Below are 16,552 nucleotides of genomic sequence, written 5' to 3' on the forward strand. Positions count from 1 at the left end.
TGGCCCGGCACCAGATCCAGGCGAGCATGAGTCGCCGGGGTAACTGCTGGGACAATGCCGTCGTCGAGCGCTTCTTCCTGAGCCTCAAGACGGAACGCGTCTGGCAGCGTCGCTACGCGAACCACGGCGAGGCGCGGCGGGATATCGCGGACTACATCGCTCGGTTCTACAACACCGTTCGCATCCACTCGACGCTGGGCTACCTGCCTCCCAGCGTCTACGAGCAACCAACGGCAGCCAATCCACCTAACGCGGTGTCCGAAATCACTTGACCACCACAGACGGCTTGTCCGACTCACCCTCTTGCGGAGACGAAGGTGCGGCAACCGGGTCATGGGGTGCCCACACCCTGCCCCTGCTCGGACGCATCGCGGCCAACCAACCGATCGAGGCGCTGGCGAACCCCGAACCCGTGGAGGTACCCCCGGCCCTGCGCGGGCATGGCGAGTGATCAAATCTAGCCGCTGGTTGCTGTTGCGCAACCGGACGTCGTTGAACGCCGGCCAGGCGGTGCACCTGGACGAGCTGCTGCAGGCCAACCAAGCGTTACTGACGGTCTACCTCTTACGCGACGAACTCAAGAGACTGTGGTTCCAGCGCAGCCCCGAGCGGACGCACCAGGCGTGGCGGCAATGGGTGCAGCAAGCGCACGAGAGCGGAATCCAGGCCCTGCAGCGCTTCGCACGCCTGCTGGAGCCCTACCTGCCCGGCATCGTCTCGCGCTGCCGCCACCGGCTGAACACCAGCGTCGTCGAGGGCATTAACAACACGATCAAGGTCATCAAGCGTCGGGCCTATGGCTATCGCGACCAGGAATACTTCTTCCTCAAAATCCGCGCAGCCTTCCCCGGTAATGCTCGATGAACCAAAAAAAAGCCCCGCCAGTAATTTACCGGCGGGGCCTACCGTTCCTAAGAATGGCACACAGGATGGTATATATGGCGTTTTTTGCCCTATAAATTCCTGATTTTCTGGGGTGTTTGGTGGAGCGGAGGAGGATCGAACTCCCGACCTTCGCATTGCGAACGCGACGCTCTCCCAGCTGAGCTACCGCCCCAAACAGGACGCGCATTCTAGCAACTCCGCCGGGTGGCGGGAAGCCCCGCCCGCACAAGATTCGCGAGACGCCCCGCCGTGCCTCGGGATCACCTTTTCGCGCCGCACGTCACGGAACTTGGGCCTGGACCCGGTCTAGCATTAGGGCATGTCCGTCACCCACATCCAACGACCCGGGGCGACCGACCCCAGCCTCCGGCTCGCGGGTCTGGCCACACGACGGCCCGCTGCTCGCTCGATATACTGTCCGACATGAGTCTGTCCGTTCGCATCCTTGGCGCCAGTGGCGGGATTGGCCCGGGCCGGCGTACCACATCCATCCTCATCGATAACGACATCCTTATCGACGCGGGCAGTGGCGTGGGCGATCTGACCCTGGAGGAGCTGCGGCGCATTCGCCACGTCTTCCTGACCCACTCGCACCTGGACCATATCGCCTTCCTCCCGATGCTGGCGGACATGGTCTACAGCCCGGATGCCCCGCCCGTCCACGTCCACGGCCTCCCGGCAACACTCAAGGCCCTGTGCGATCACGTCTTCAACTGGGTGATCTGGCCGGACTTCACCCGTCTGCCACGGCCCGATCAGCCCTTGATCCGCCTGGAGTCGCTGCAACCCGGTCACAGCATCGCGGTGGAACATCGCGAGATCCAGGTGCTGCCCGCCCGCCATACCGTGCCCGCGGTCGGCTACAGCGTCACCAACAGCGACGGCGCCGCCTTCGCCTTCAGCGGCGACACAACCTCCTCGCACCTGCTCTGGCCCGCGCTGAACGCCCTGCCCCACCTCGATCTGCTGATGATCGAGACCGGCCTCCCAGACGAGATGGAGGGCATGGCGGACCTGGCCAAGCACTACACCCCGCAGCACCTGGGCGAGGACCTGGCGCAACTGCAACACCGCCCGCGCATTGCCATTACCCATCTCAAGCCCGGCCACGAACAGGCCATCCGCCAGCAGCTCGCCCGCTCGCCGCACCACGACGGCATGATCTTCCTGCACGGCGACGAACGCTTCGAACTCGGCGCCCATCCTTAGCGGTTACTCATCGCTCGTCTTCCACGATGATCGGGCGCGAGCCGCCCGGACACGCCACAGGCTGGTTGCCGCCGCACCACCTCTCGTTCACACGCCTGTAACATCCCTGTTATCTAATGCGGATCAGGTAATCACGAGACGGGGCCATGGCCACTCGAATTCTGCTGGTGGAAGATGATGCAGCGATCCGCGAGATGCTTCAGGTGCCGTTCCAGAAGGCGGGCTACGAGGTCCGCGAGGCCGGAGATGTCCGCTCGGCAAAATCCCTCCTGCTGGAAGACCCGCCGGATCTGATCCTGCTGGACTGGATGCTGCCGGACATCAGCGGCATCGACTGGGCGCGTACGCTCAAGACCAGCCCCGTCACCAAGGACATCCCGCTGATCATGCTGACTGCCCGCGGCGAGGAAGAAGACCGCGTGCGCGGCCTGGATGTCGGCGCCGACGACTACGTAACCAAACCGTTCTCGCCGCGCGAGCTGGTCGCGCGCATGAAGGCCGTGCTGCGCCGCACCTCGCCCACCACCAGCGAGGAACCGATCGAGATCGAGGGCCTGCGTCTGGATCCCGTCTCGCATCGCATCACCGGCAACGGCGCGGCCATCAGCATGGGCCCGACCGAGTACAACTTGCTGCACTTCTTCATGACCCATCAGGATCGGGTGTTCAGCCGCGAACAGCTGCTGGACAAGGTCTGGGGCACCAACGTCTATGTGGAGGAACGCACGGTGGATGTTCACATCCGCCGCCTGCGCAAGGCGCTGGCCGACACCGGGCATGACCACCTGGTGCAAACCGTGCGTGGTTCAGGGTACCGTTTCTCGCAACTTCCCTGACCTTCGGCGGTCCCCGTGCAGCCCCGCAAGACCTGGCCCGACATCCTCATTACCAGCCTGCTGATCGCGCTGCCGCTCCTGGCGCTTGGCTGGGCCACCGGCCAGTTCTGGCCCACCCTGGCGTTTCTGCTTGGGGCTGCACTGGCCTGGAACATCGCCAACCTGCTGTGGCTGGAGACCTGGCTGCGCCGGGGCGGCCGTGCCGACCCACCGGACGTGCGCGGCCTGTGGGGCGTGATCTTCGACCACCTCTACCGCCGCCGCAGACGCCACGAGAACCGCGTGCATCGGTTGCGCCAGCTGCTGGAGCGCTACCGGGACTCGGCGAAGGCCATGCCCGACGCGGTAGTGGTCCTGAACGATGACCTGCGCATCGAGTGGCTGAACGACATGTCCTGCCAGCTGCTCGGGCTCCACTGGCCGCGCGACGAGGGCCAGCGCATTACCCATCTCCTGCGCCACCCGGAGTTCCTGACGTTCATGGAACGTGCCCGCGAGTCCCTCGCGCGGGTGACCGTGCCCTCCCCCCTGGACAGCGAACGCCAACTGGAGATGCGCATGCTCCCCTATGGCGACGCGCAGTACCTGCTGCTGGCCCGGGACACCACCCACCTGCACCGCCTGGAGGTCATGCGCCGCGACTTCATCGCCAACGTTTCGCACGAACTGCGCACGCCGCTGACCGTACTCTACGGCGTCACCGAGAGCCTGGAAGACGAACTGGAGGACCAGCCTCAGCTCGCGCGTTCGGTCCAGATGCTGCGCGAACAGTCCGAGCGGATGAAACTGCTAGTGGACGACCTGCTGCTGCTCTCACGCCTGGAGACCGGCGAAACCACCGGCCCGCAGGACTGGTTCAACCCGTTCCCACTGTTCCAGAAGCTGACGGACGAGGCACGCATCCTTTCCGGCACGGAAGCACACGCGATCGTGCTGGACGCCGACCCCAAACTGGAGTTCCAGGGCAACCCGGACGAACTGCGCTCGGCCTGCGCCAACCTGCTGTTCAATGCCGTGAAGTACACCCCTGGCGGGACTACCATCACCCTGCGCTGGCGCGCCGACGACGACGGCGCACGCCTGAGCGTCGAGGACACCGGGCCCGGCATCGCCAGCCATCACCTCGGGCGCCTGACCGAACGTTTCTATCGCGTGGATGCCGGACGCACCCAGTCGCGCGGCGGGACAGGCCTGGGCCTGGCCATCGTCAAACATGTCCTCGCCCGCCATGAAGGCCACCTCGCCATCGAGAGCCAGGTCGGCCGCGGCAGCCGCTTCACCTGCCTGTTCCCCCTGACCCGTATCCGCCGCGCCGAACCATCAGGCCCCTCCAACTAACGTCATTGCGAGGGCCCGCAGGGCCCGTGGCAATCGTCCGCAAACGCCCCGAACCCATGGGCCTTTCGGACCGATTTTCGCGTCGCTTCGCTCCTCGCAATGACCTATACGAATACCCGTCATTACGCGCACAACAAAGCAATCTCCCGGGGCAGCAAGGCGCCGACGCCCCCGGTTCGGTCGAATCATTACCCCCGGTTGCAGCGCAGCCTTCGCAGCCAGCCACATGTCATGCCGCTGTCATATCGCCGTCACGGAACTGCAAGCACAGCCGCCCATAATCCCGCATCAAGGACCGACCGATCGGCTCCGAACAAACCTCAAAGCAAGCACCAGGGAGTACACCCATGCTGTTCAAGCGTACGATTCTTGCCGCCGCCGCGGCCACCGCCCTCGCCATCACCCCGGCGATGGCCGACGTGGACCCCAACCTGCCGGCCTACCAGACCGTCAGCGGGGTCTCCGGCAACCTGTCCAGCGAAGGCTCGGACACCCTGAACAACCTGATGGCGCTGTGGGCCGAGGAGTTCCAGGACTTCTACCCGAACGTGAACATCCAGATCCAGGGCGCCGGCACCTCCACCGCCCCGCCCGCCCTGACCGAGGGCACCGCCGACTTCGGCCCGATGTCCCGCATGCCACGCGACAGCGAACAGGCGGCCTTCGAGGAACGCCACGGCTACGAGATGACCCTGGTCCCGGTGGCCATCGACTCCATCGCCGTCTTCGTTAACCGTGACAACCCGATCGACGGTATGACCATCGCCCAGGTGGACGCCGTGTTCTCCTCCACGCGCCGCTGCGGGGCCCCTGAAGACATCACCCGCTGGGGCCAGTTGGGCCTGGAGGGTTCCTGGGACAACCGCGACATCACCATCTACGGACGTAATGCGGTCTCCGGGACCTACGGCTACTTCCGCGAACATGCCCTGTGCGATGGTGACTACCGCAACTCGGTGAACGAACAGCCCGGCTCTGCCTCGGTGGTTCAGGGTGTCGCCGAATCGCTCAATGGCATCGGCTACTCCGGCATTGGCTACAACACCTCGGGTGTCCGCGCCATCGCCCTGGGCGAGAACGAAGGCGAATACTTCGAGCCGACCGGCGAGAACGCCGCCTCCGGTGACTACCCGCTGTCGCGCTTCCTCTACGTCGCCGTCAACATGCACCCGGAAGACGGCCTCGCCCCGCGTCAGGCCGAGTTCCTGAAGATGGTGCTGTCGAAGGAAGGCCAGGAGGTAGTCGTGCGTGACGGGTTCGTCCCGCTGCCCGAGACCGTCGCCCAGCGCCAGCGCGAGGCCCTCGGCATCGAGTAAAGCTTCCCGCACAAGGACGGTGCGAACCGGCGCCGGGCCCCTCAAGGGGTCCGGCGTCTTTCGTTGTGAGGGGCACCGCCCCCTCTGTTCAACGTTCCGTCACACGGCTGTAACCGTTCTGTCACGAAGCGCCCGTAGGATGCGGGCCATCTCAAGCCTTCCGCCTGCCGACCCCCCGGGGGACCCCGAATGTCCGGACTCCACGCGATCTCCACCCTTGGCCGCTTCCAGCGCTGGCGCCGGGCCAAGGACACCTCGGCGCGCTACCTGATCGGCTTTTTCGGAGTGGCGGTCGTCGGTGCGCTGACCCTGATGTTCGTCTACCTCCTGAGCGAGACGCTGCCCATGTTCCTCGGTGCGGAGATCGAGGAACGTACCCAGTACAGCGCGCCCGGCGGCGCCGACACCGGGACCATCCACCTGGCCGTAAACCGGCACCGGGAGCTGGCCGTGCGCCTGACCGAAGACCGTCGGGCGATCTTCTTCCGCCCGGACAGCGGCGAGATCGTGGAGGAGCAGACCCTGCCGATCCCCGAGGACGCCCGGGTCACCAGCTTCACCGCCGCCGAACCCCGCACCCGACTGGTCGCGATCGGACTGGACAACGGTCAGGTGCTGGCCATCGAGTACGAATACAACGAACGCTTCACCCCCGAAGGCCGCGCCTACGATCCCGGCCTGGTCTACTCGCTGGGGGACGAGACCTCGTCCCTGCTGGATGTGGATGGCGACGGCCAGCCCATCGAGGTCGTCGGCATCCAGCGCGGCTCCAGCGGCGTCCGCGTCGCAGCGGCCACGGCCGACGGCCGGTTGCGCCTGGTCAACTTCGAGGAACGGACCTCGATGATGACCGGCGAAGTCGAAGTGCGCCGCTCGGCGCATGACCTCCCGGCCCTGCCGGATGGTGCGACCGCATCGCGTATCCTTCTGGACATCTCCGGCCGCAACATGCTGGTGGGCGATAACCAGGGGCAGCTGCATTTCTACGACATCTCCAGCCCGCGAAACGCCGAGCGAGTCGACACCCAGCGCGTGATCCACGGCGAGGATGCCGAGGTCACCTCGCTGGAGTATCTGCTCGGAACCGTATCGGTGATCGTCGGCGGATCGGACGGCTCCGTCGCGCAATACATGCTGGTGCGCGACGATGACAACGTGAACCGCATCACCCGCGTGCGCGAGTTTCCCCGCCACGCCGACGCGGTGACCAACATCCAGCCGGAATACATCCGCAAGGGCTTCGCCACCGCCGATGCCAGCGGCGCTCTGGCCGTTCACTACCCGACTTCGCAACGCACGCTCATCCAGCACCAGGTCGGCGATACGCCCCTGCACCGCGTCTACATGGACCCGCGCAACCGCCTGCTGGTCGCGATCGACAACGACGAGACCTGGACCCTGCACCGGCTCTCGAATCCCCACCCGGAGGTCTCCCTCCACGTCCTGTGGCAGAAGGTCTGGTACGAGGGCCGATCCTCGGGTGATTACGTCTGGCAGTCGTCCTCCGCCACCGACGAATTCGAGCCCAAGTTCTCCCTGGTGCCGCTGACCCTCGGCACGGTGAAGGCCGCGTTCTACGCCATGCTGTTCGCCACCCCGCTGGCGATCATGGGGGCGATCTACAGCGCCTACTTCATGTCCAGCCGCATGCGCAGCCTGACCAAGCCCAGCATCGAGCTGATGGAGGCCCTGCCGACCGTCATCCTGGGCTTCCTCGCCGGGCTCTGGCTGGCCCCCTACATCGAGTCCAACCTGCCGGCAGTCGCCAGCATCCTGGTCCTGATGCCGCTGATGATGCTGGTCGTCGCCTTCGTCTGGACCCGCCTGCTGCCGGACGGCGTGCGCCGCGTGATCCCCGCCGGCTGGGAAGCCGCGGTGCTGATCCCGGTGGTGATCCTGGTGGGCTGGTTCTCCGCGTCGATGAGCCCGTTGATCGAGGTCTGGCTGTTCAACGGCGACGCCCGCCAGTGGCTGACCGACGCCGGCTACACCTACGACCAGCGCAACGCCCTGGTAATCGGCATCGCGATGGGCTTCGCGGTGATCCCGACCATCTACTCGATCTCCGAGGACGCCGTATTCAACGTGCCCAAGCACCTGACCCAGGGTTCGCTGGCGCTGGGGGCCACACCCTGGCAGACCGTGGTGCGCGTGGTTCTGCTGACCGCCAGTCCGGGGATCTTCTCGGCGGTCATGATCGGCTTCGGCCGCGCCGTCGGCGAGACCATGATCGTGCTGATGGCGACCGGGAACTCGCCGGTGGTCAATTTCAACATCTTCGAGGGCATGCGCACGCTCTCCGCCAACATCGCGGTGGAAATGCCCGAAACCGCGGTAGGCGGCACGCACTACCGCATTCTGTTCCTCGCCGCCCTGGTGCTGTTCGCGCTGACGTTCCTGGTGAACACGGTCGCCGAGATCGTGCGCCAGCGCCTGCGCAACAAGTACAGCTCCCTCTAAACCGCATCGACGACAGGCTCCGATCCGATGAATAAATGGTTCAAAACGGGCACCCCCTGGATCTGGCTCAACGCGGGCGCCGTGGCGGTATCCCTGACGATGGTCTTCGGGCTGATCCTGATGATCGCGGTCAACGGACTCGCGTTCTTCTGGCCCTCGGACGTCATCGAATTCGAGTACCGGACCAGCCAGGAGGCCGAGCCATCACGCGTGATGGGCGAACTGTCGCGCTCCGAGACCATGACCGCCAAGGCCATGCGGGAATCGGGCTTCGATGTCCCCGAAGGTCAGGAAATCGTGGTCCGGCACCTGGTCAAGCGCGGCAACCGCGATGTCGACTCGCGCGACTTCCGCTGGTATGTCGAGGACTTCATGTCGGAGTGGGAGCGCCCCCGCGACGCCGTGGTGCTCGAACGCCTGCAATGGGGCAATTTCTACGGCTACATCCGCGAGTTCCGGATCGACGGCGACGTCGTCGCCGAGGGAGCCGAGGCGCGCGCGGCCTTCGAACAGCGCATCCCCGAAACCCGCTCCCTGGTCCAGCAGATCGAGCGTATCGAACGGGTCGAGATTGGCCGGGTGAATTTCGCCCTGGAACAGGTCCGCCTGGCCGAACGCGGCCTTGAACGGGACGAGACGCTGTCCGAGGAAGCGCGCGCCCAGCGCTACGAAGAGCTCCAACAAGAGCGCGAGGCACTGGACGCGGACTACCGCGAGCTCGAGGCCGAGCGCAACCGCCTGCGTCAGGAAGTCGGGCGTTACGCGCTCACCCTGCAGACCGCGGACGGCCGGCGCTCCAGCATCGACCTGTCCCAGGTGGTAAATGCCTGGTGGCCAAACGACATGAGCATCCCGCAGAAGCTCGGCCACTACGTGGTCACCTTCTGGGACTTCATGACCGGCTTCCCGCGCGAGGCCAACACCGAGGGCGGCATCCTCCCGGCCATCTTCGGCACCGTACTCATGGTGCTGCTGATGTCCATCGTGGTAACCCCGTTCGGCGTGCTCGCGGCCATCTATCTGCGCGAGTACGCCAAACAGGGGCCGCTGGTGCGCACCATCCGCATCTCGGTGAACAACCTGGCCGGGGTGCCGTCGATCGTGTTCGGCGTGTTCGGGCTCGGCTTCTTCGTCTACCTCATCGGCGGCAATATCGACCAGATCTTCTTCCAGGATGCCCTGCCCTCGCCGACCTTCGGCTCGCCCGCGATCATCTGGGCCTCGCTGACCCTGGCACTGCTGACGCTGCCGGTGGTGATCGTCTCGACCGAGGAAGGCCTGACCCGCATTGGCAGCAGCATCCGCCTCGGCTCGCTGGCCCTGGGCGCCACCAAGGCCGAGACGCTATGGCGGTTGATCGTGCCGCTGTCCGCCCCCGCGATGATGACCGGCCTGATCCTGGCCGTGGCGCGCGCGGCCGGCGAGGTGGCCCCGCTAATGCTGGTGGGCGTGGTCAAGCTGGCCCCCAACCTGCCGATGGACGGGAACTTCCCCTACCTGCACCTCGACCGCGCGTTCATGCATCTCGGCTATCACATCTACGACGTCGGCTTCAAAAGCCCGAATGTCGAGGCCGGCCGCCCGCTGGTCTACGCCACCGCGCTGGTCCTGGTGCTGCTGATCATCGTGCTCAATCTGACCGCGATCTCCATCCGCAACCACCTGCGCGAGAAATACCGCGCCGACGGCGACTGAGACACGACATGCACAACGTTTCTCGCACGCAACGTCATTGCGAGGCCCCGCAGGGGCCATGGCAATCGGCTTCCGGTACCCCACACGCCGGAGGCACCCAAACCGATTGCCACGTCGCTGCGCTCCTCGCAATGACGGTGCTTTTCCGCCCCCTCGCGGTGCCGGGATGCGTCGAACCCCATTCCCCATGGAGTACCCGAAATGAGTGACACCCAGACCCACGCCGTCAACGTGGCCCAGAACAACCAGGCACCGCGCGGCCTGAGCCTCGACCGCGAGGACATCTGCCTCACCGCGGAAGACCTCAAGCTCTATTACGGCGAGGACCAGGCGCTCAAGGGCATCGACATCCGCATCCCGAAGAACCGCATCACGGCATTCATCGGGCCTTCCGGTTGCGGCAAGTCCACGTTCTTGCGCTGTTTCAACCGCATGAACGACCTGATCGATTCCGTACGCATCGAGGGCACCATCCGCCTGGACGGCGCGGACATCAACGACAAGTCCGTGGATGTCCCCGAGTTGCGCCGCCGTGTGGGCATGGTGTTCCAGAAACCGAACCCGTTCCCCAAGTCGATCTACGAGAACGTGGCCTACGGCCTGCGCCTGCAGGGCGTGAAGAACCGCCGCAAGCTGGACGAGGTGGTGGAGAAGTCGCTCAAGCGCGCCGCGCTGTGGGATGAGGTGAAAGACCGCCTGCACGAGAATGCCTTCGGCCTGTCCGGCGGCCAGCAGCAGCGCCTGGTCATCGCCCGCGCCATCGCAATCGATCCCGAGGTCCTGCTGCTGGACGAGCCCTGCTCGGCGCTGGATCCGCTGGCCACGCTGAAGATCGAGGAGTTGATGATCGAGCTGAAGAAGGACTACACGCTGGTCATCGTCACCCACAACATGCAGCAGGCCGCGCGCGTCTCCGACTACACCGCCTTCATGTACATGGGCGAGCTGATCGAATACGCGGATACCGACACCCTGTTCACCTCGCCTGCCAAGAAGCAGACCGAGGACTACATCACCGGCCGCTTCGGCTGAGGAACGACGACATGGACAAGAGCTTCTTCAAGCAACACATCTCGCAGCAGTTCAACGCCGAGCTGGAAGACATCATCAAGCAGGTGATGGCCATGGGCGGCCTGGTCGAGCAGCAGCTCGCCGATGCCGTCCACGCGATGGTCGAGGGCGATGCCGAACTCGCCGAGAAGGTCATGACCTCCGACTACGAGGTCAACGCCAAGGAGGTCGAGATCGACGAGGAGTGCACCCACATCCTCGCCCGGCGCCAGCCGACCGCCTCCGACCTGCGGCTGGTGATCGCGGTCATCAAGACCATCACCGACCTGGAACGCATGGGCGACGAGGCCGAACGGGTCGGCCGCATGGGCCTGCACCTGCTGGATGAAGACCGCAACAGCGCCCCGATGTCGGATATCGCCAGCATGGGCGAACATGTCCGCGAGATGACCCGCGGGGCCCTGGATGCCTTCGCCCGTATGGACGTGGAACAGGCCGTGCGCGTCGCCCAGCTCGATATCCAGATCGACAGCCTGTACGAGACCGTCACCCACAAACTGATGCGGCAGATGACCGCCGCCCCGGACTCCGTCCCGCGCCTGATGGACATCGTCTGGGCCACCCGCTCCCTGGAACGTATCGGCGACCGCGCGCGCAACATCTGCGAATACGTCGTCTATTTCGTCAAGGGCAAGGACGTGCGCCACACCAGCTACGAGCAAATGGCCGAGCAGGCCACCGGTGACCGCCACTGACCCCGGCGACTCGACCTTGCCCGCGCGCGGGAGCCCCAATTCTGCTGCCCCGGTGCGCGGGTGTTTGCGTGGTTCGGCGATCCCCGCTTGAATGGGGCCATGTGGATTACCCGCTCACGCCCTCGACCATTTCCGCTTCCCGCCTGGCTGTTCGTGGGCGGCCTCATCGCCATGCTGGCCGCGCCCAGCCTGCACGCGGGCCCCGTGACCTCCTCTGACCCGCTGCCCCCGGGCGAACCCTCCGCGGCCGTCGTCGAACTCCTGGAACGCGACAAGCTCCCCGAAGGCGTGGTCTTCGAGATCATCGAGAACGACCGCGCTGCGCTATCCGCGCTTCTTCCCGAGATTCGGGCCAGTGTCGCCCGCCTGCGCGAACGCGACCCCGACTACCCGGTGGCCGTCGTCTCCCACGGTGCGGAACAATTCACCCTGACGCGTAGCGAGGCGACGCAGCACCCCAGCCTGCACGACGAGGTGGAGGCCCTGGTCCGCAACGAAGGGGTGAACGTGGCAGTCTGCGGCACCTTTGCCGACTGGCGCGGCCTGGACGCGGAGGCATTTGCCGACTTCGTCGAGGTCGCCGACCGCGCCCCGGACCGCCTCGATGACTATCGCGAACTGGGCTTCGAAGTGATCCGCCTGCGCCCGTCGCTACTCGACGCGCCCCCGGAAGACCCTTGGGAGTTCGACTTCGGCACCCCCTGAGCATGCCGATTCACAAAGATGCCCACCACGAAGACGCGAAGACGGTCGAGAGCCTGTAACCATGGAGGTCACAGCAGGCGCATAGAACGACAGGATGGTTGACGGGATCGGAACTTTGATGCGGGCTGACCAGCACGGATCGGTGTACCGATACCCTTTTCTGCTCACTCTTGCCCCACTCTACGCCGCGCCCTCTGTATACGCCGTGGTAAGACCGCCCTTGATCTTCTTCGTGCCTTCTTGCGCTGCGTGCAAAAAGCGCTTTTGGGTTTGAGGGTGAAACTAACGCCTCCATCGCTCGAGATGCTGTAACGGTGTCGGGCTCCTGTGGCATCCTTTCGCCATGAGATTCCTGATTCGCACCTTCTTCCGTGGCGTCCGCCTGATTCTGACCCCATTCATGCTGATCGGTGAGCGCGTGTCGCGCCCACGCGGCATCGAACGGGACCCGGCCGAGCAAGCCCGAATCGACGAACAGACGCAACGCCTTGCCCTGTATCATTTCCCGGCGTGCCCGTTCTGCATCAAGGCCCGCCGCGCGATGCAGCGCCTGTCGCTGGATATCGAACTGCGCAACGCCCAGGCCACCGGCCCCTGGCGCGAGGAACTGCAGAACGAGGGCGGCCGCCTGCAGGTGCCCTGCCTGCGAATCGAGGAAGAAGACGGCTCGGTGCGCTGGCTGTACGAATCCGATGCCATCATCCGCTACCTGCGCGAGCGCTTCGATCCGGCACAGACGACCGATCCGACTCCTGCGCCCAACAGTACGCCGCGTTCCTGATGTCGAATTGTCTTCCGACGGGTCCGTCCATGCACCATCGCCTTCACCGTTCCCTGCTCGGAGCCACGCTCGGGCTGGCCCTGCCCTTCACGGTCGCCAGCGCCGAGCCGCCGATCTTCGATGCCCACCTGCACTATCGCCCGGCGGTGGCCGAAACCTTTGGCATCAGCGACGTGGGCCGCACCCTGGCCTCCAATGACGTGCGCAGCGCCATCGTCATGTCGACCGAAGGCGGCTTGATTCGTCGCCTGCAAGCGGGCTCGGATACCCGCATCGTGCCGTTTCTGGAAGTCTCGCACCGCCTGGGCAAGAAGATGGACTGGATGCACGTCGAGGACCTGGGCGCCCGCATTGCCGACATGCTGGACGAATCCGACGTGGCCTGGCGCGGGCTGGGCGAGTTTCACATCCTGGCAGACGACCGCTTCGGACCCGGCTTCGAACAGTTGCTGGACCTGGCCGTCGCACGCGATCTGACCATCATGATCCACGGCGACCCGGCCGTGATCGATCATGCCTACGCCACCCACCCCGAGGTGCGCATCCTCTGGGCCCACGCCGGCAGCTACGCCTACCCGCCCCTGGTGCAGGACTACCTCGAGCGCCACCCGCGCATGAACATGGACCTGTCCATGCGCAACCCGCGCATCAACCCCGGTGGTCAGATCGACGACGCCTGGTTCGAGCTGTTCCTCTCCCATCCGGATCGCTTCATGATCGGCGTGGACACCTTCACCACCACGCGCTGGGAACAGTACACCCACCTGAAAGACGAGACCCGCGCCTGGCTCGACCAGCTGCCCGACAACGTCGCCCGCGCCATTGCCTTCGAAAACGGCGAACGCCTCTTTCCCGCTCAGTAAGGGCCTGTATTCACCACGAAGGGCACCAAGGCACGAAGACGGGCAAAAGGCCTGAACCACAGAGATCACAGAGCACGGCAAGGACAGTGACGAAAGATCACGATCGGATTGTGATCTGACGTCGCACGGCCATCATCCGACCTTTTCCTTCCCAGCCCTTCCCCCAGTCCTCTGTGTCCTCCGTGGTCCAATCGCCCTCCTGATTAGCAACGATCGTCAGCCAGTGGCGGGACCCATTTGGGGACGTGCATGGCCCGCCCCGGGCCACTTCCCACCCCGGGCTACTTTGATCCAGGCCTTCCTGGGAGTGTCACCCTCCCGGGGCGCTTACCCCTGCCCTGTCATCCCGGGCGGAGCTCACCCTGATTGTGATCCCAGTCGTACGTCATCCCGGCCGTAGCGCAGCGGAGAGCCGGGATCTCCACACGCCGTTCTAGCCCCACCGTACGGGTCACTCATACCGTGGAGATCCCGGATAACCGCTGCGCGGTTTCCGGGAGGACGATGTAGGAGGCGCCTGGAGACCCGGGCCCGCACGGGCCTTGAGCCTGGCTGACGCTCGTTGCTAATCAGGATCGCCCTTGACCTGGCTTCTTCGCCTGCCCTTTTCCCCACACGCATGAAAAAGCCCGCGCTCCCCGAACAGGGAGGCGGGCTCGACACCATCGGGTCGTGTATCAGACCTTGAACTGACCCACGCGCTCTTGCTGCTGGGAGGCGAGCTTGGACAGCTCCTCCGAGGCATTGCGGATCTGCTCGGAGCCCGCCGCGGTCTGGTCAAGCACCTCAGTGATGTTGGCCACGTTGCGGTTGATCTCCTCGGCCACGGTGGACTGCTCCTCGGCGGCGCTGGCGATCTGCGTGTTCATGTCGCTGATGCGGGTCACCGACTGGGTAATCGCGTTGAGCGATTCGCCGGCGAGGTTCACCTGCTCGACACTCTCGTGCGCCTTGGAACGCCCATCTTCCATCGCCTGCACCGCCTCGCGCGTACCGCTCTGGACCCGCTCGATCATCTGCTGGATCTCGTGCGTCGAGTCCTGCGTCCGGCTGGCCAGGGTACGCACCTCGTCGGCCACCACGGCGAAACCGCGGCCCTGCTCGCCAGCGCGGGCCGCCTCGATCGCGGCATTCAGCGCCAGCAGGTTGGTCTGGTCGGCAATGTCGCCGATCACCTCGAGGACCTTGTTGATCTGCTCGGCATCCTGCGACAGGCGGGTGACCACCTCGGCCGCATTGTCGACCTGCCTGGACAGGCCGTTGATCGCGGTGACCGTCTTCTGCACCACCTGCTGACCGGCCACGGCGTCCTGGTCCGTAGCCTGGGCGGCCGCCGCCGCATCCGCGGCATTGCGGGCGACTTCCTGCACGGTGGCGGTCATCTCGTTCATCGCCGTGGCGACCTGGTCGGTTTCCGCCTTCTGGCGGCGCACCTGCTCGTTGGTCTCCTCGCTGGTCGCGGACAGCTCGTTGGACGCGGCAGCGACCTGATCGGAACCCGCCGCCACTTGCTGAATCAACACGCGAATTTTCTCGACAAAGCGGTTGAACACCACCGCCAGATCGCCCAGCTCGTTCCGGCCGGACACCTCCAGCTGACGCGTCAGGTCACCCTCGCCACTGGCGATGTCGTCCAGACGCTCCACCGTCTGGCACAGCGGGCGCACGATGCTGCGGGTCAGGAACCAGGCCAGCAGCGCGCCGAGAACCACCGCAATCACGCCGACCATGACCACCGTGCCGGTGGCGTTGCGGGTCATCGTCACGTAGGCGCTGCGGTCCACCATCAGTTCCAGTACACCCACCGCATCGCCGGAGAAATCGCGCACCGGCCGGGCGATCACCGCCATCGGCTCGCCCTGGTAGGTCACGTTGCGCACCAGGCGCTCGCCCTGGAGCACTTCGCGCATCTCGGCCGCATTGAAGGTCGCTTCGCCTTCGATGGTCCCGCCAAAGCGGTTGAACCGTCCCTCATCGCGCAGGTAAAGCGCGACCGGTGCACCCAACTCCTCGGTGAACTGCTCGAAGAAGGGGTCGCCGAAGGACAGCCCGAACTCCACCGAACCCACGTGCTCTCCGTTGTGAGCGATCGGGACCACGCCGCGGATACCCAGGCCGGCCACGCCCTCTTCCAGGCCCGAGATCGGGGCGCGGCGGTCGTTGGTGTCGACGACCGTCTGGCGAAAACCGGACAGGTCATCGCCATAACGATCCGGGCGATGCACGCGCAGGAAGGAGGTCGCCGGCGGCGTGTGGAACTGATACTGGCGCACGCCGTAATCGGCGTTCAGGGACTCGAAGCTCGGCACCGTCAGTGCGGCCAACCGATCACGATCCCCATTGGCCATGGCCTCCTGCACATCCGGGATGCGCGCCACGGTCTCCGCCATCGCGGTCGCGCGCGCCGACTCCTGGTCCAGCCGATCCAGCAACTGGCCAGCCAAGTCGTTCAGCTCCCGCTGCTCCGCCCTGTCCGCCATCGTACCCAGGGCATTCATCACCACGACCAGGGTCAGCACCACGGCCAGGACCACCACGCCGATGATGCCCACCATGAGCCGTACGCCAATTCGAATATTGTTGAACATGTCGGTGCGTCCTTCGGTCTGTCGGTCAGCGCCAGCTCGCAAAATAATGGGCCGTTCGTCCTCCCTAGCGGCGGCGAATCCTAGAACTTGAGCATGGAAGGCTTTTCATC

The 16,552-nt window shown here is 65.4% G+C and carries 13 protein-coding genes, 1 tRNA gene and 2 pseudogenes; 14 read left to right on the forward strand and 2 right to left on the reverse strand.

Annotation, left to right across the window (positions count from 1 at the left end; all coding sequences use genetic code 11):
• The 3 genes and pseudogenes from F618_RS0112585 to F618_RS0112590 form a co-directional block, all read left to right on the forward strand.
• Nucleotides 1–272 (forward strand): integrase core domain-containing protein (locus F618_RS0112585; RefSeq protein WP_019568771.1); only part of this gene is annotated, 272 nt, incomplete at its 5' end.
• A gap of 38 nt (nt 273–310) precedes the next feature.
• Nucleotides 311–448: pseudogene (locus F618_RS15710) on the forward strand (transcriptional repressor LexA); the annotation flags it as partial.
• Nucleotides 430–864: pseudogene (locus tag F618_RS0112590) on the forward strand (transposase); the annotation flags it as partial. The pseudogenes F618_RS15710 and F618_RS0112590, both read left to right, overlap by 19 nt.
• 117 nt (nt 865–981) lie before the next feature.
• Here F618_RS0112590 and F618_RS0112595 read toward each other — a convergent pair.
• Nucleotides 982–1,057, reverse strand: a tRNA-Ala gene (locus tag F618_RS0112595).
• Between the two features lie 251 nt (nt 1,058–1,308).
• Here F618_RS0112595 and F618_RS0112600 point away from each other — a divergent pair.
• From F618_RS0112600 to F618_RS0112650, 11 genes are all read left to right on the forward strand, one after another.
• Complete coding sequence (locus F618_RS0112600) at nt 1,309–2,094, forward strand: 3',5'-cyclic-nucleotide phosphodiesterase (protein ID WP_018176571.1); 786 nt, start codon at nt 1,309–1,311, stop codon at nt 2,092–2,094.
• Nucleotides 2,095–2,240: 146 nt separating this feature from the next.
• The gene (gene phoB, locus F618_RS0112605) at nt 2,241–2,930 is read left to right on the forward strand and encodes a phosphate regulon transcriptional regulator PhoB (RefSeq protein WP_018145420.1); all 690 of its coding nucleotides are present in this window, start codon (nt 2,241–2,243) and stop codon (nt 2,928–2,930) included.
• Nucleotides 2,931–2,945: 15 nt separating this feature from the next.
• Nucleotides 2,946–4,268, forward strand: coding sequence for a phosphate regulon sensor histidine kinase PhoR (gene phoR, locus F618_RS0112610; RefSeq protein WP_019562906.1), 1,323 nt, complete (start codon nt 2,946–2,948; stop codon nt 4,266–4,268).
• Between the two features lie 347 nt (nt 4,269–4,615).
• Nucleotides 4,616–5,584, forward strand: coding sequence for a PstS family phosphate ABC transporter substrate-binding protein (locus F618_RS0112615; RefSeq protein WP_019568773.1), 969 nt, complete (start codon nt 4,616–4,618; stop codon nt 5,582–5,584).
• A 189-nt stretch (nt 5,585–5,773) separates the two neighbouring features.
• On the forward strand, nt 5,774–8,044 hold the full coding sequence (locus F618_RS0112620) for an ABC transporter permease subunit (protein WP_019568774.1): 2,271 nt from the start codon (nt 5,774–5,776) through the stop codon (nt 8,042–8,044).
• A 27-nt stretch (nt 8,045–8,071) separates the two neighbouring features.
• Nucleotides 8,072–9,739, forward strand: coding sequence for a phosphate ABC transporter permease PstA (gene pstA, locus F618_RS0112625; protein ID WP_019568775.1), 1,668 nt, complete (start codon nt 8,072–8,074; stop codon nt 9,737–9,739).
• A gap of 201 nt (nt 9,740–9,940) precedes the next feature.
• On the forward strand, nt 9,941–10,771 hold the full coding sequence (pstB, locus tag F618_RS0112630) for a phosphate ABC transporter ATP-binding protein PstB (RefSeq protein WP_019568776.1): 831 nt from the start codon (nt 9,941–9,943) through the stop codon (nt 10,769–10,771).
• Nucleotides 10,772–10,782: 11 nt separating this feature from the next.
• Nucleotides 10,783–11,505 (forward strand): phosphate signaling complex protein PhoU, encoded by a 723-nt coding sequence (gene phoU, locus F618_RS0112635; RefSeq protein WP_018145414.1) that lies wholly within the window; start codon nt 10,783–10,785, stop codon nt 11,503–11,505.
• Between the two features lie 99 nt (nt 11,506–11,604).
• Entirely contained in the window at nt 11,605–12,210 is a 606-nt protein-coding gene (locus F618_RS0112640; protein WP_019568777.1) for a DsrE family protein, read from the forward strand.
• Nucleotides 12,211–12,553: 343 nt separating this feature from the next.
• Entirely contained in the window at nt 12,554–12,991 is a 438-nt protein-coding gene (locus tag F618_RS0112645; RefSeq protein WP_019568778.1) for a glutathione S-transferase N-terminal domain-containing protein, read from the forward strand.
• Between the two features lie 29 nt (nt 12,992–13,020).
• Entirely contained in the window at nt 13,021–13,854 is an 834-nt protein-coding gene (locus tag F618_RS0112650; protein ID WP_018649992.1) for an amidohydrolase family protein, read from the forward strand.
• Nucleotides 13,855–14,531: 677 nt separating this feature from the next.
• On the opposite strand, the gene F618_RS0112655 is transcribed toward F618_RS0112650, so the two are convergent.
• Entirely contained in the window at nt 14,532–16,442 is a 1,911-nt protein-coding gene (locus F618_RS0112655) for a methyl-accepting chemotaxis protein (RefSeq protein ID WP_019568779.1), read from the reverse strand.
• Nucleotides 16,443–16,552 lie beyond the last annotated feature (110 nt).

The organism is Thioalkalivibrio sp. ALMg13-2 (assembly GCF_000381185.1).
Lineage (GTDB): Bacteria > Pseudomonadota > Gammaproteobacteria > Ectothiorhodospirales > Ectothiorhodospiraceae > Thioalkalivibrio > Thioalkalivibrio versutus.

Excerpts from the sequence above, each read along its gene's own strand:
- F618_RS0112650 (WP_018649992.1), top strand. The coding sequence starts at position 13,021 with ATGCACCATCGCCTTCACCGTTCCCTGCTCGGAGCCACGCTCGGGCTG.
- F618_RS0112655 (WP_019568779.1), bottom strand. The coding sequence starts at position 16,442 with ATGTTCAACAATATTCGAATTGGCGTACGGCTCATGGTGGGCATCATC.
- pstA (WP_019568775.1), top strand. The coding sequence starts at position 8,072 with ATGAATAAATGGTTCAAAACGGGCACCCCCTGGATCTGGCTCAACGCG.
- F618_RS0112645 (WP_019568778.1), top strand. The coding sequence starts at position 12,554 with ATGAGATTCCTGATTCGCACCTTCTTCCGTGGCGTCCGCCTGATTCTG.
- F618_RS0112620 (WP_019568774.1), top strand. The coding sequence starts at position 5,774 with ATGTCCGGACTCCACGCGATCTCCACCCTTGGCCGCTTCCAGCGCTGG.
- F618_RS0112640 (WP_019568777.1), top strand. The coding sequence starts at position 11,605 with ATGTGGATTACCCGCTCACGCCCTCGACCATTTCCGCTTCCCGCCTGG.
- pstB (WP_019568776.1), top strand. The coding sequence starts at position 9,941 with ATGAGTGACACCCAGACCCACGCCGTCAACGTGGCCCAGAACAACCAG.
- F618_RS0112600 (WP_018176571.1), top strand. The coding sequence starts at position 1,309 with ATGAGTCTGTCCGTTCGCATCCTTGGCGCCAGTGGCGGGATTGGCCCG.
- F618_RS0112615 (WP_019568773.1), top strand. The coding sequence starts at position 4,616 with ATGCTGTTCAAGCGTACGATTCTTGCCGCCGCCGCGGCCACCGCCCTC.
- phoB (WP_018145420.1), top strand. The coding sequence starts at position 2,241 with ATGGCCACTCGAATTCTGCTGGTGGAAGATGATGCAGCGATCCGCGAG.
- phoU (WP_018145414.1), top strand. The coding sequence starts at position 10,783 with ATGGACAAGAGCTTCTTCAAGCAACACATCTCGCAGCAGTTCAACGCC.